This window comes from Chryseobacterium indologenes, from assembly GCF_018362995.1.
Lineage (GTDB): Bacteria > Bacteroidota > Bacteroidia > Flavobacteriales > Weeksellaceae > Chryseobacterium > Chryseobacterium indologenes_G.
In genome coordinates this window covers 4,184,298-4,198,293 of record NZ_CP074372.1, presented here as the reverse complement: position 1 = coordinate 4,198,293, position 13,996 = coordinate 4,184,298, and the positions used below count along the sequence as shown (strand labels likewise).

Sequence of the window (13,996 nt, the reverse complement as noted above, 5' to 3'; positions counted from 1 at the left end):
TATTAAATGGTTTAATCTTTAAATACTTAACAAAAGAAAATGTCAGATAAAAAACCAGTAATAAGAACAGATGCACCTGCTCCCGAAGGATATGAAGGAGAAGGGTTTTTCGCAACAAAACTGAGCAGTGTAATCGGGATGGCTAGAAAGTTTTCACTTTGGCCTTTACCATTTGCTACCTCTTGTTGTGGTATTGAGTTTATGGCTACCCTAAACCCAACCTATGATGCTTCAAGATTTGGTATGGAAAGAAACTCTTTCTCTCCAAGACAAGCAGATATGCTGATGGTTTGCGGAACTATATCAAAGAAATTAGGGCCAGTCCTGAAAGAAGTTTATACTCAGATGGCAGAGCCGAAATGGGTAGTAGCAGTTGGAGCTTGTGCTTCCAGCGGTGGTATTTTTGATACATATTCTGTACTTCAGGGAATTGATAAGATTATTCCGGTAGACGTTTATGTTCCTGGATGTCCTCCAAGACCTGAACAGATCATTGAAGGAGTAATGCAGGTACAGGCTCTTGCAGAAAGCGAAAGCATCAGAAGAAGAGACATGCCTGAATATCAGAAATTATTAGATTCTTACAACATAAGCAACTAAACGGAAATGACAAACGAATTTGTATTAGAAGCAATCACAAGAGAATTTCCGGAATCTGTTATTTCAAGCTCAGAGCCTTATGGAATGCTGACCATTGAGGTGAAGAAAGAAGATATCAAGAAGATTATTCACTACCTTAAAGATTCATCTTTGGAATTTAATTTCCTTACGGATATCTGTGGTATTCATTACCCTGAATTCCCTGAAAAGGAAATAGGTGTTGTCTACCATTTGCATAATATGATGGCCAATTTCAGATTACGTCTGAAAATATTCATGTCCAGAGAAAATATTGAAGTAGATTCTCTTACTGAGCTCTATGCCGGAGCTAACTGGATGGAAAGAGAGACGTTTGATTTCTATGGGATTAAATTTAAAGGACACCCGGATCTAAGACCTATTTTGAATATGGAAGATCTGGGATACCACCCAATGTTGAAAGAATATCGACTTGAAGACGGTACCAGAACCGATAAGGACGATAATATGTTCGGAAGATAAAAAATATAAATGATTACTGATGGTTGATTCATTATCAATTATCTTTTATCAATTATCAATTATATATTATGAAAGATAACTCATTATCTAATATACTAAACCAGTACGAAAGTAAGGAACAGATTGACGGGCAATTATACACCCTCAATTTAGGGCCTACCCACCCTGCTACTCACGGGATTTTCCAGAATATCTTAACGATGGACGGAGAGAGAATTCTTCACGCTGAGCAAACGGTAGGATATATCCACAGAGCATTTGAGAAAATTTCTGAAAGAAGAAACTACTCTCAGATCACTACCCTTACGGACCGTATGAATTACTGTTCTGCACCAATCAACAACTTAGGTTGGCACATGACAGTAGAGAAACTGATTGGCGTTAAAGTTCCAAAACGTGTAGACTATATGCGTGTTATCTTAATGGAGCTGGCAAGAATCGGTGACCACCTGATCTGTAACGGGGTAACCGGAATGGACTCAGGAGCTATTACAGGTCTTACCTATATGTTCATCGAAAGAGAACGTATTTATGATATGTATGAGCAGATCTGCGGAGCCAGAATGACAACCAATATGGGAAGAATCGGAGGTTTTGAGAGAGATTTCACTCCAAAATTCCATGAGTTATTACAGGACTTCTTAAAAACGTTCCCACCAAGATTCAAAGAATTCTGTACCCTATTGGAAAGAAACAGAATTTTTATGGACAGAACCATCGGTACAGGAGCCATTTCTGCCGAAAGAGCATTAAGCTACGGTTTCACAGGTCCCAACTTACGTGCAGCAGGAGTAGATTATGATGTAAGAGTTGCACAGCCTTATTCTTCCTATGAAGATTTCGACTTCATTATTCCTGTAGGAACTTCAGGAGATACTTACGACCGTTTCATGGTTCGTCAACAGGAAATCTGGGAATCAATCAAAATTATCAAACAAGCATACGAAAATCTTCCGGAAGGGCCATTCCATGCGGATGTTCCTGACTTCTATCTTCCTGAAAAGGCAGATGTATATCAGAAAATGGAAGCATTGATCTACCATTTCAAAATTGTAATGGGAGAAACTGATGTACCTAAAGGAGAAGTTTACCACGCTGTAGAAGGTGGAAACGGAGAATTAGGATTCTATCTTGTGAGTGACGGAGGAAGAAGCCCTTACAGACTTCACTTCAGAAGACCATGTTTCATCTACTATCAGGCATATCCTGAAATGATTACAGGTTCTGTAATTTCAGATGCCATTGTAACGATGTGTAGTATGAATATTATTGCGGGAGAATTAGACGCATAATTAGAATTTAGAAAATAGATGAAAGATAAAAGACTTTCATCACCCAATATAAATTGAATTTAGGACACGAATTTCAGAGTCTATTCTCTCTTTTTCTATGTTCTTTAATCTTAGATAAAAAATGAGCGAAACAATAGCTTTTAAACCGGAAAGTTTAGCACAGGTACATAAAATTATCGCAAGATATCCTGAAGGAAGACAGAAATCTGCTCTTCTTCCTGTACTTCACTTAGCACAGAAAGAATTCGGAGGATGGTTAGATGTTCCTGTAATGGATTATGTGGCCGAACTATTAAGTATCCAACCGATTGAAGTATATGAGGTAGCTACTTTCTATACCATGTTTAATATGAAGCCGGTAGGTAAATATGTTTTGGAAGTTTGCAGAACAGGACCTTGCATGGTTTGCGGAAGCGAAAAAATCCTTGACCATATCAGAACCAAACTGAATATTAAGGATGGAGAAACTACTGAAGACGGTATGTTCACATTAAAACCAGCTGAATGTCTTGGAGCATGTGGATATGCACCAATGATGCAGCTTGGAAAATTCTTTCATGAAAATTTAACAATAGAAAAAGTAGACGAAATCCTTGAACTTTGCAGACAGGGACAACTTGCTTTAGACTAATAGAAATTTTAAACTCTACATTTTAGATTTTAAATTATTCACTTAACGTTTAATCATAATTAATGCAAGAAGCTACACGCCAATTGCAATAAGCAAATAACAATGAGTAAAAAACTTTTACTTAAAGACGCACATATAGAAGGTATTCGCTACTTTGAAACGTACCGTAAACAGGGAGGTTATACAGCAGCCGAAAAAGCCTTGAAGATGACTCCTGACGAAATTCTTGAAGAAGTAAAAGCTTCAGGACTAAGAGGACGTGGTGGAGCTGGATTCCCAACAGGGATGAAATGGAGCTTTCTGGCAAAGCCTGAAGGCGTTCCGAGACACCTTGTTGTCAATGCAGATGAATCTGAGCCCGGAACTTTCAAGGACAGATATTTAATGGAGTTCCTTCCTCATGTATTGATCGAGGGAATGCTGATCTCATCTTACTGTTTAGGTTCTAATGTTTCTTATATCTACATCCGTGGAGAATATTCATGGATTCCGGATATCCTTGAAGAAGCTATTGAAGAAGCCAAAGCAGCAGGATTTTTAGGTAAAAATATCCTGGGAACAGGTTTCGATTGTGAAATTTATGTTCAGAGAGGTGGTGGAGCATATATCTGTGGTGAAGAAACCGCATTGCTTGAATCTCTTGAAGGAAAAAGAGGTAACCCAAGATTAAAACCACCATTCCCGGCTGTAAAAGGACTTTGGGAAAGACCAACGGTAGTAAATAACGTTGAATCTATTGCGGCAATTGTTCCAATTATTGATATTACAGGTGCTGAATATGCTAAAATCGGAGTGGGAAGATCTACAGGTACGAAATTGATTTCTGCTTGTGGAAACATCAACAAACCTGGTGTATACGAAATTGATATGACTATTACCGTGGAAGAATTCATCTATTCTGATGAATATTGCGGTGGTATCAAAGATGGTAAAAGATTAAAGGCTTGTATTCCTGGAGGAAGTTCTGTTCCTATTGTTCCAGCTAATCTATTGCTGAGAACAGTGAACGGAGAGCCAAGATATATGAACTATGAGTCATTGGCAGACGGTGGTTTCGCTACCGGAACAATGATGGGTTCAGGAGGTTTCATCGTTTTGGATGAAGACCAGTGTATTGTAGAACACACTATGACTTTAGCGAGATTCTACAATCACGAAAGCTGTGGACAATGTACGCCTTGCCGCGAAGGAACAGGATGGATGTACAAGATTTTGAAGAAAATCGAGAAAGGAGAAGGAAAAATGGAAGATATCGATCTACTTTGGGATATCCAGAGAAAAATCGAAGGAAACACGATTTGTCCGTTGGGTGATGCAGCAGCCTGGCCGGTTGCAGCAGCAATCCGTCACTTCAGAGATGAATTTGAGTGGCACGTGAAAAACCCTGAGTTATCTCAGACACAAAACTATGGATTGGCACATTATGCAGATCCTATTCCGGCTGTTGAAAAGAACGCATAGGTAAAATGAAAAAGTTATTGGTTGTCGGCTTAATGATGTCGAATTTTGTATTTGCACAGAATAAGAAAACAGATACAACAAATTATAATAGATCCTTTGAAGAGGATTTGTCATATGTAGCGAGTGAAAAACAGCAGATTAAAGCTGAAAGAAAGGAAAAGCCTTTACCATTAAGCAAGAAAGGTCAGGTTTTCGTATTTTATGGATGGAACAGAGCGGCTTACAGCAATTCTGATATCCATTTTACCGGAAACGGATATGATTTTCAACTGAATAACGTAACGGCACAGGACAGACCTACAAAATTTGGAATTGTCTATTTTGATCCAAGCTGGTTCACGGTAACACAGTATAATTTCAGAATAGGATATTTTATCAAAGACAATCTAGCATTGGTACTTGGGATAGACCATATGAAATATGTAATGGATCAGAACCAGACAGTAGGTTTCAAAGGTCATATTTCAGATCCTGAATACGCAGCAATGGTTCAAAACGGGCAGGTTAACCTTGCAGATGAGAAGTTCCTTACTTTTGAACATACAGACGGACTAAACTATGAAAACTTAGGTCTTGAGAAATACAAAAATCTTGTTCATAAGAAAAATATAGATTTGGTATGGTCTTATGGAGCTGGGATTGGGTTTATGTTTCCGAAGAGTAATGTAAAGCTTTTTGGAAATGAGAGAAGTGACCGTTTTCACGTTGCAGGTATGGGAACCGATATCAGATCCAGTCTTAACTTGGTTTTCTGGAAAAACTGGATGCTGAGATTAGAAGGAAAAGCAGGATATATCAATATGTGGGACATCAAAACCACGTTGAATAATAAGCCGGACAAAGCACGCCAGGATTTTGTTTTCGGACAGGTTCTGGGAGGAATTGGATATACATTTAATACTAAGAAATATAAATAACAAAGCCTATTGCTTAACGCATAAAGCTTAAAGCATATCATATGAGCGAAGAAGTTAAAAAATTCAAAATAACTATAGACGGACAGACTACTGAAGTGATGCCTGGTACTTCCATTCTGGAAGCAGCAAGACAAATCGGTGGAAAATCTGTACCTCCCGCTATGTGCTACTACAGCAAATTAGAGACCAGTGGAGGGAGATGTAGAACATGTCTTGTGGAAGTTTCTAAAGGGTCTGAAGCAGATCCTCGTCCTATGCCGAAATTAGTGGCAAGCTGCAGAACTAACGTAATGGATGGGATGGAAGTAAAAAACCTTACTTCTGAGAAAGCCCAGGAAGGAAGAAAAGCGGTTACCGAGTTCTTATTGGTGAATCACCCGCTGGACTGCCCTATCTGTGACCAGGCAGGAGAATGTCATCTTCAGGACTTAGGATATGAGCATGGTGTAGAGAGTACAAGAACAGAATTTGAAAGAAATACTTACGAAGCTGATGATCTTGGACCAAACATCAAATTGAACATGAACCGTTGTATTCTTTGCGCAAGATGTGTACTGACAGCCAACCAGCTTACAGAAACAAGAGAACACGGTATTCTTTTCAGAGGAGATCACGCTGAAATTTCAACTTATTTAAATAAAGCTTTAGACAATGACTTCATCGGAAATATTATCGACGTTTGTCCGGTAGGAGCATTAACAGACAGAACAGCCCGTTTTGCAAGCAGAGTATGGTTTACAAAACCAATGAACGCTTCTTGTAAATGTGATAAGTGTTCCGGAAAAGCTGTAGTATGGATGAAAGGTGACGAAATCGTAAGAGTAACTGCCAGAAAAGATCAGTGGGGTGAAGTGGAAGAATTCATCTGCGATACATGCCGTTTTGAAAGAAAAGCATTATCAGACTGGAACATCGAAGGTCCTAGACATATCGACAGACACTCTGTAATTTCATTGAACCACTACGAAAAACCTAAGGATGAGCTAAGAGTTTTAGACAATCCTATGGCGAAAGAAATCAGTGAAAAAGACGAAAAATTATCATAAATTATAAATTTTAAATTATAGATTTTAAATGAATGCAAAATCTATAATTTAAAATCTAAAATCTAAAATTCAGGATGGATTTACTTACATTTAAACTTATACTTGTACTAGCACTTTTCCTGCTGTCGCTTACGATTGCAGCCTACTCTACCTGGGCAGAAAGAAAAGTAGCCTCTATCATGCAGGATAGAATTGGTCCCAACAGAGCCGGACCTTTCGGATTGCTGCAGCCTCTTGCTGATGGTGGAAAGTTTTTCTTCAAAGAAGACTTTACGCCGGCCAATGCAGAAAAATTCCTTTTCGTATTAGGACCTGCTTTGGTAATGTTTATTTCATTAATTACAGGAGCTGTTATTCCTTGGGGTAAAAGTTTAAATATTGCAGGTACTTCTTTTGATCTTCAGGTTGCTAACATTGATGTTGGTGTACTTTTCATCATCGGAATGGCTTCAATCGGGGTTTACGGAATTATGATCGGAGGTTGGGCTTCGAACAACAAATATTCATTACTAGGTGCTATCCGTGCTTCTTCTCAGATGATTTCTTACGAATTGGCAATGGGATTAGCGCTTCTTTCTATCATTATGATGACAGGAAGTTTAGATTTAAAAGAAATTACAGAAAGCCAGACTACTGGGAAATTATGGGGAGTCATTCCTTGGGTTTCCGGACTGAACTGGAATATTTTCTACCAGCCGATCGCTTTCCTTGTTTTCTTTGTAGCAGCTTTAGCTGAAACCAACAGACACCCGTTCGATTTACCTGAGTGTGAATCTGAATTGGTAACAGGATACTCTACAGAATACTCTTCCATGAAATTAGGTTTATATATGTTCGGGGAATACGTGAACATGTTTATTTCCAATGCATTCATGGTCGTTCTTTTCTTCGGAGGATACAACTATCCTGGTATTGAATGGGTAACTCAGAACTGGGGTGAGAACACTGCAGGAATCCTGAGTATCGTAGCATTCTTAACGAAGACTGTCATCGGAATTCTGATCTTCATGTGGATCAGATGGACGCTTCCAAGATTCAGATATGACCAGTTAATGCACTTAGGATGGAAAACATTAATCCCAATGGCATTGGTAAACCTATTAATTACAGGAGCTGTAATTTTAGCATTTGCAAACTAAGAGATAAGAATATATTTTTAATGCTGGATACAAGTTCAGCCTAAAAAAATTAAATAAATGAAACTTACAAACAGATCAAAAGTTGTTTCCAATAAAGAAATGACCCTTGCTGAAAAAATCTACTTACCTGCTATCTTTACAGGGATGGGGATTACATTTAAGCATGCTGTAAGAACCGTGATAAAAGGTGCTCCCGCAGTATATTCGTATCCGGAAGTACAGAAGCCAAGAACAACCATCTGGAGAGGCCAGCACGTTTTGAAAAGAGACGAAGAAGGCAGAGAAAGATGTACCGCTTGCGGACTTTGTGCGGTAGCTTGTCCTGCAGAAGCCATTACAATGACGGCTGCTGAAAGAACTAAAGAGGAAAAAGGTCTTTACAGAGAAGAGAAATATGCTTCAGTATATGAAATCAATATGCTGAGATGTATTTTCTGCGGTATGTGTGAAGAAGCTTGTCCTAAATCTGCCATCTATCTTACAGACAGACTGGTAGACGTAGAAACCAACAGAGGTTCTTTCATCTATGGAAAAGATAAATTAGTTGAAAAAATAAATGAAAGGATTGATATCACCACAAGACAATCCGAGAAACAAAAAAATGCGGTAAAATAATGGATCAGTTTTTATTTTTCTTGGTGGCGTTTTTAGCAGTGGCAAGTGCAGTGTATTTTGTATTTGCAAGAAATCCTCTCTATGCTATTTTGTCATTAATTGTTACGATGTTTTCAATTGCAGGTATGTACGTTCTTTTAAATGCACAGTTCCTTGCAATTATCCAGATTATAGTGTACGCAGGTGCCATCATGGTACTTTTCCTTTACATCCTGATGATGCTTAACCTTAATAAAGGAGACGAAAGTAAGAAGAACAATACTTTAAAGTTTGTTGGAGTTTTTACAGCAGGTCTTCTTTTAGTAGGTGTATTGGGAGTTTTCAGGGGCGTACAGGACAAACACATTGTGGTTGAAAATGTAGACAGAGGTATCGGTCTTACGAAAAATCTGGGTAGACTTTTGTTTAATGAATATGTTTTACCGTTTGAGCTTGCTTCCATCCTAATTCTGGCAGGTATTGTAGGCGCGGTATTAATCGGTAAAAAAGATTTATAAAATTATGGGAGAAGTAAATACATTTATACAAAGCATCCCTTTGGACTACTTCATCATTCTTTCATCAGTATTGTTCTGTCTGGGAGTAATGGGAGTATTGCTTAGAAAAAATGCTATTGTGATTCTGGGCTGTGTAGAGCTTATGCTGAATTCTGTAAACCTTTTATTGGCAGCTTTTTCAGCGTATAAAGGCAACGGCGACGGACAACTTTTAGTTTTCTTCATTATGGTAGTGGCTGCTGCTGAAGTAGCAGTAGGTTTGGCAATTATTGCTATGCTGTATAGAAATACCCGTTCTGTAGATGTGAGTATATTTAATAAATTAAGAGGATAAGAATGGAGAATCTAGTATATGCAATAGTACTTTTACCACTTTTAGGGTTTCTTATTAACGGTTTATTCGGGAAAAATCTTCCAAAAATATTGGTTGGATCTTTGGCTACGGCAATGGTTTTCGGATCATTCTGTATCGCTGTAAGTCTTTTTATGAATTTTAATTCTGAAAGCCAGCCTGTAATCGTAAAAGCTTTTGAATGGTTTAGAGTAAATGGAGTTCAAATCAATTTTGGATTTCAGATTGATCAGCTTTCTTTAATGATGGTGATGATCATTACGGGTATCGGTTCACTGATCCACTTATACTCTATCGGATATATGAGTCATGACAAAGGGTTCTATAAGTTCTTTACTTACCTGAATCTTTTCATCTTCTCTATGTTACTTTTAGTAATGGGAAGCAACTACCTTATCCTATTCATCGGATGGGAAGGTGTAGGTCTTTGTTCTTACCTGTTGATCGGATTCTGGTATACCAACGAAGAATACGGTAAAGCAGCAAGAAAAGCTTTCATCATGAACAGAATTGGTGACCTTGCGTTATTGATCGGTATTTTCATGATTGCTTCTCAGACCAATGCTGTAGATTATCTTTCTGTAGCAGAAAACGCTTCAAAATTTGAATTGGACGGAACAGTGATTATTTTTATCACAGCGAGTTTATTCATCGGTGCTACCGGTAAATCTGCTCAGGTTCCATTATATACATGGTTACCGGATGCGATGGCCGGACCAACTCCTGTATCAGCCTTGATCCACGCGGCAACGATGGTAACGGCAGGGATTTATTTAGTAGTAAGATCAAACTTCTTATTTACTTTAGCCCCTACAGTACAGGGAGGAATTTTATTCATCGGATTCTTAACAGCGGCTTTAGCTGGATTCTATGCACTTCGTCAGAACGACATCAAAAAAGTATTAGCTTACTCTACCGTTTCACAGCTTGGATTTATGTTCATTGCTTTAGGTCTTGGAGCATATACAACAGCGATGTTCCACGTAATGACACACGCATTCTTTAAAGCTTTGTTATTCTTAGGTGCAGGTTCTGTAATCCATGCAATGAGCAACGAGCAGGATATGCGTTTCATGGGAGGGCTTAAAAAATATATTCCTCTTACCCACGCTACATTCCTTATCGGGACATTAGCCATCTCAGGTTTCCCTTTATTATCAGGGATGATCTCTAAAGACGAAATTTTAGTAGCAGCTTTCGCTAAAAACCCTATCTACTGGGTAATCTTATTTGTTTTAGCGGCAATCACTGCAACATATATGTTCAGACTGTATTATTTGACATTCCACGGTGAATTCAGAGGTACTGAAGAACAAAAACACCACTTACACGAAAGTCCGTCAAATATGACATTACCATTGATCGTATTGGCAATCCTTTCTGTAATCGGAGGTTTTATCAACCTGCCACACTTCATCGGTCACGGGCATTATGCTAAACTGATGGAATGGTTAAAGCCAGTTCTTACTGAACAAAGCTACAGCCAGATGGAAGCTACTCTTTCAGGAGTGCCTTTCAATACTGAAATGATCTTATTAGCAGCTACAGTACTTATGTTCTTCTCTGTATGGTTTATCGTTAGAAATACCTACGTGAAAAAGAAAAAAATGGCTGTTGCAGAAGAAAACTACACCGGATGGGAAAAGCTTTCTGCTAAGAAATTATATGTTGACGAACTTTACAACGCATTGATTGTAAAAACTGTTGAAGGATTAGGACGCGGAGGAAAGATGTTTGATAAGGGTATCTTAGACCGTTTTGTAAACTTTGTAGGTGATGGTGCTGAAGACAGCGGAAAAGCTATGAAGCGTGTTCAAAACGGAAATGTAGAGACGTATATTCTTATCATGTCTTTAGCTGTGGGAATTATATTAATTGTTAACTTTTTATTACAATAATAATGTCTTGTTTATTATTAACATTATTACTATTACCTCTAGTAGGTTCGGGATTAGTTTTTGCATGGAAGAGTAATTCCAGCAAATATTTGGCACTGGGAATTGCATTGGTACAAATGCTTCTTACATTTTATATACTTTCGGATTTCGATTTTACTCCGACGGTAGATAGTGTATTGCAGCACGAAATCAATTATCCTTGGTCACAATTTATGAAGAGTTCTCTTCACTTCGGTATCGATGGGATGAGCATGCTTCTTTTATTATTGACCAATATTCTGGCTCCAATCATTATTTTATCATCTTTCAACGAAAATGTAAACTATAGAAATACATTCTACGGGTTGATTCTGTTGATGCAGTTCGGACTTGTAGGAGTGTTTACTTCTTTAGACGGATTGTTATTCTACATTTTCTGGGAAGTAACTTTGATTCCAATTTGGTTCATTGCCGGACTTTGGGGACAAGAGAATAAAAGATTCGAATTCACTACGAAATTCTTCGTATATACATTCGTTGGATCATTATTTATGTTAGCCGGATTGATCTATGTGTACAATCACTCAGCATCATTCGCTTTAACAGATTTATATAATGCACAACTGAACGAAGTACAGCAGACTGTGGTATTCTGGTTTATTTTCTTTGCTTTTGCAGTGAAATTACCGGTATTCCCTTTCCATACATGGCAGCCTGATACCTATACCTACTCTCCTACTCAAGGATCGATGCTGTTATCAGGGATCATGCTTAAGATGGCAGTATACGGTGTAATGCGTTACTTGCTTCCAATCACTCCACTTCCGATAGCCGGAATCTCAGGACAGATTGTGATCATCCTTGCGATTGTAGGAATTGTTCATGGTGCCCTGATCGCTATTATCCAGACGGATATGAAGAGAATCATTGCGTATTCATCTTTCTCTCACGTAGGATTAATGGTAGCTGGTATCTTTGCATCGGCAGTAGTTACTTTAAGAGGAACATTCAACGTTGAAGGTGCTGAAGGAGCTTTGGTACAGACTTTCGCTCACGGTATCAACGTAGTGGGATTATTCTACTGTTGTGATATTTTATACAAGAGATTTAAATCAAGAGACATCAGACAAATGGGTGGTTTAGCTAAAGTAGCGCCTAAGTTTGCTGTATTGTTTTTGATCATTATATTAGGTTCAATGGGTGTTCCATTAACTAATGGATTCATCGGAGAATTTATTTTGTTGAAATCTGTTTATGATTTTAACGGAACAGCAGCAGTAATTGCTGGTCTTACGGTAATTCTTTGTGCTGTGTATTTATTGAGATTCTACGGAAAAGCAATGTTTGGAGAAGGTGATGAAGCCGTTTTAAGTACAGCAAAAGATTTGTCAGGAGTAGAATTTTCTGTATTGGCAAGCTTAGCGGTTTTTGTGATTTTACTAGGTATTTTCCCACAACCGGTAATCGACATGGTGAGTAGTTCAGTGAAGTTTATCTACATGGCGATGGCTAACTAAAAAATTAAAAGATTTAAAAATTAAAAAATTAAGAGATTAGAGAGAATAAAGATAAAGACGAAGAGATAAGAGACAGGAACTTTTGAACCTTGAACTCTAAACCTTGAATCTTGAACTTTAAACTTCAAATCTCGCATCTCAAATCTATATTATGAGTGTTTTAATTATTGTTTTCCTAACGGCAGTTATTGCGTTATTTTCAGGAGTTTTTGAACAAGGAAAATTCGCAAGATACATTGGGATTTTGGGATTAATCATCGCATTGTACGTAAGTTTTATGCCGGAATGTTCGTTCTTCGATCATTACAAGCATATGTATGAGTACAGTGGCAATACTGCATTATTCACTAAAATATCTATCGTAACAACATTATTATTATTCTTCCTGGGAGGTTTTGCATTCAGCAACCACAGAAGCCACCAGTCAGAATTATATGCATTGATGCTATTTGCATTATGTGGAGGAATCATCCTTTTCGGATATCAGAACTTAGTGACGATGTTCCTGGGAGTTGAGATTCTTTCTATTCCATTATATGTAATGGCTGGAGCTAATAAAACTGATCTTAGATCCAACGAAGCTTCTATTAAATATTTTCTGATGGGTGCCTTTGCAACAGGTTTCTTACTGTTCGGGATTGCATTCATCTACGGAAGTGCAGGAAGTTTTGATCTTTACAAGATTCATGATTTTGGAGTAGCTAATTCAGGGAATGTAATGTTCATCTTAGGAGTATTACTGATTCTTTGTGCATTGGCATTCAAAGTAGCTTTAGCACCTTTCCATATGTGGAGTCCTGATGTATATGCAGGTTCTCCTTCACTGATTACAGCTTTCATGGCGAGTGTGGTAAAGATCTCCGGATTCTTTGCGCTATTCAGATTGATGACTCTTGGTTTCACCGGAGTTACTCACGAATGGATCAACGTTCTAGGTGTATTCTTAATCATTACTTTACTTTTGGCAAACGTTATGGGTCTTGCTCAGACAAATGCAAAAAGAATGCTGGCATACTCTTCAGTATCTCACGCAGGATATATCGGATTGGTATTCTTCGGAATGACAAGCCTTTCAACTTATAACCTTGCCTTTTATTTATTTGCTTATTCTTTATCTACAGTAGGAGTTTTCATGTGTCTGATCTGGGTAGAGAAGTTAAAGAGAGAAACCTCTTTCGGAGCATTCAAAGGATTGGCGAAAACTGAACCTTTATTAGCAACAGCAGCAGCAATCTCTATGCTTTCAATGGCAGGGGTTCCGCTAACAGCTGGTTTCATGGGGAAATTTGCTTTATTTTCCCAGGCTATGAACGGTGCAGCTTTCTTAGTATTGGTAGCAGTATTAGGGTCTGCCCTATCAATCGCTTACTATTTAAGACTGATCATCGCAATGTTCTTCTTTAAAGAATCTACATTCAAATCATCAGAAAAAGTAACATTGACTTACAATATCATTGCAGTAGTAGTTATCGCTCTGATTATCATCCTTGGAATTTTCCCTGATTTATTTGCAAGAATGTTCGGATTGTAAAATCTGAATTTTAAAATATT

14 protein-coding genes are annotated in these 13,996 nt (G+C 38.0%); all 14 read left to right on the top strand.

What is annotated here, in order from left to right:
• The first annotated feature begins 39 nt into the window (after nt 1-39).
• The gene (locus tag DYR29_RS19015; protein ID WP_002983540.1) at nt 40-600 is read left to right on the top strand and encodes an NADH-quinone oxidoreductase subunit B; all 561 of its coding nucleotides are present in this window, start codon (nt 40-42) and stop codon (nt 598-600) included.
• A gap of 6 nt (nt 601-606) precedes the next feature.
• Complete coding sequence (locus DYR29_RS19010; RefSeq protein ID WP_123908951.1) at nt 607-1,101, top strand: NADH-quinone oxidoreductase subunit C; 495 nt, start codon at nt 607-609, stop codon at nt 1,099-1,101.
• Between the two features lie 68 nt (nt 1,102-1,169).
• On the top strand, nt 1,170-2,393 hold the full coding sequence (nuoD, locus tag DYR29_RS19005; RefSeq protein WP_047423999.1) for an NADH dehydrogenase (quinone) subunit D: 1,224 nt from the start codon (nt 1,170-1,172) through the stop codon (nt 2,391-2,393).
• A 121-nt stretch (nt 2,394-2,514) separates the two neighbouring features.
• Entirely contained in the window at nt 2,515-3,024 is a 510-nt protein-coding gene (nuoE, locus tag DYR29_RS19000) for a complex I 24 kDa subunit family protein (RefSeq protein WP_047423997.1), read from the top strand.
• A gap of 102 nt (nt 3,025-3,126) precedes the next feature.
• Entirely contained in the window at nt 3,127-4,485 is a 1,359-nt protein-coding gene (gene nuoF, locus DYR29_RS18995; protein ID WP_213278085.1) for an NADH-quinone oxidoreductase subunit NuoF, read from the top strand.
• Nucleotides 4,486-4,490: 5 nt separating this feature from the next.
• Entirely contained in the window at nt 4,491-5,402 is a 912-nt protein-coding gene (locus DYR29_RS18990) for a hypothetical protein (protein WP_213278084.1), read from the top strand.
• Nucleotides 5,403-5,443: 41 nt separating this feature from the next.
• A complete protein-coding gene (locus DYR29_RS18985; RefSeq protein WP_213278083.1) occupies nt 5,444-6,448 on the top strand; it encodes a 2Fe-2S iron-sulfur cluster-binding protein in 1,005 nt (334 codons plus the stop codon).
• Nucleotides 6,449-6,522: 74 nt separating this feature from the next.
• Nucleotides 6,523-7,587, top strand: a complete 1,065-nt coding sequence (gene nuoH, locus DYR29_RS18980; RefSeq protein WP_213278082.1) for an NADH-quinone oxidoreductase subunit NuoH — start codon at nt 6,523-6,525, stop codon at nt 7,585-7,587.
• Nucleotides 7,588-7,644: 57 nt separating this feature from the next.
• A complete protein-coding gene (locus tag DYR29_RS18975) occupies nt 7,645-8,202 on the top strand; it encodes a NuoI/complex I 23 kDa subunit family protein (protein ID WP_040996950.1) in 558 nt (185 codons plus the stop codon).
• Nucleotides 8,202-8,699 carry an NADH-quinone oxidoreductase subunit J family protein gene (locus DYR29_RS18970; protein WP_047423983.1) on the top strand — a complete coding sequence of 166 codons (498 nt, stop codon included), beginning with the start codon at nt 8,202-8,204 and terminating at the stop codon, nt 8,697-8,699. Before DYR29_RS18975 ends, DYR29_RS18970 begins: the two co-directional genes overlap by 1 nt.
• A 4-nt stretch (nt 8,700-8,703) precedes the next feature.
• Nucleotides 8,704-9,033 carry an NADH-quinone oxidoreductase subunit NuoK gene (gene nuoK / locus DYR29_RS18965; RefSeq protein WP_002983557.1) on the top strand — a complete coding sequence of 110 codons (330 nt, stop codon included), beginning with the start codon at nt 8,704-8,706 and terminating at the stop codon, nt 9,031-9,033.
• Nucleotides 9,034-9,035: 2 nt separating this feature from the next.
• Nucleotides 9,036-10,949 carry an NADH-quinone oxidoreductase subunit L gene (gene nuoL, locus DYR29_RS18960; protein WP_047423981.1) on the top strand — a complete coding sequence of 638 codons (1,914 nt, stop codon included), beginning with the start codon at nt 9,036-9,038 and terminating at the stop codon, nt 10,947-10,949.
• 2 nt (nt 10,950-10,951) lie between these two features.
• Entirely contained in the window at nt 10,952-12,445 is a 1,494-nt protein-coding gene (locus DYR29_RS18955) for a complex I subunit 4 family protein (protein ID WP_047423980.1), read from the top strand.
• Nucleotides 12,446-12,596: 151 nt separating this feature from the next.
• Nucleotides 12,597-13,976 (top strand): NADH-quinone oxidoreductase subunit N, encoded by a 1,380-nt coding sequence (locus DYR29_RS18950; protein WP_213278081.1) that lies wholly within the window; start codon nt 12,597-12,599, stop codon nt 13,974-13,976.
• Nucleotides 13,977-13,996: the final 20 nt, after the last annotated feature.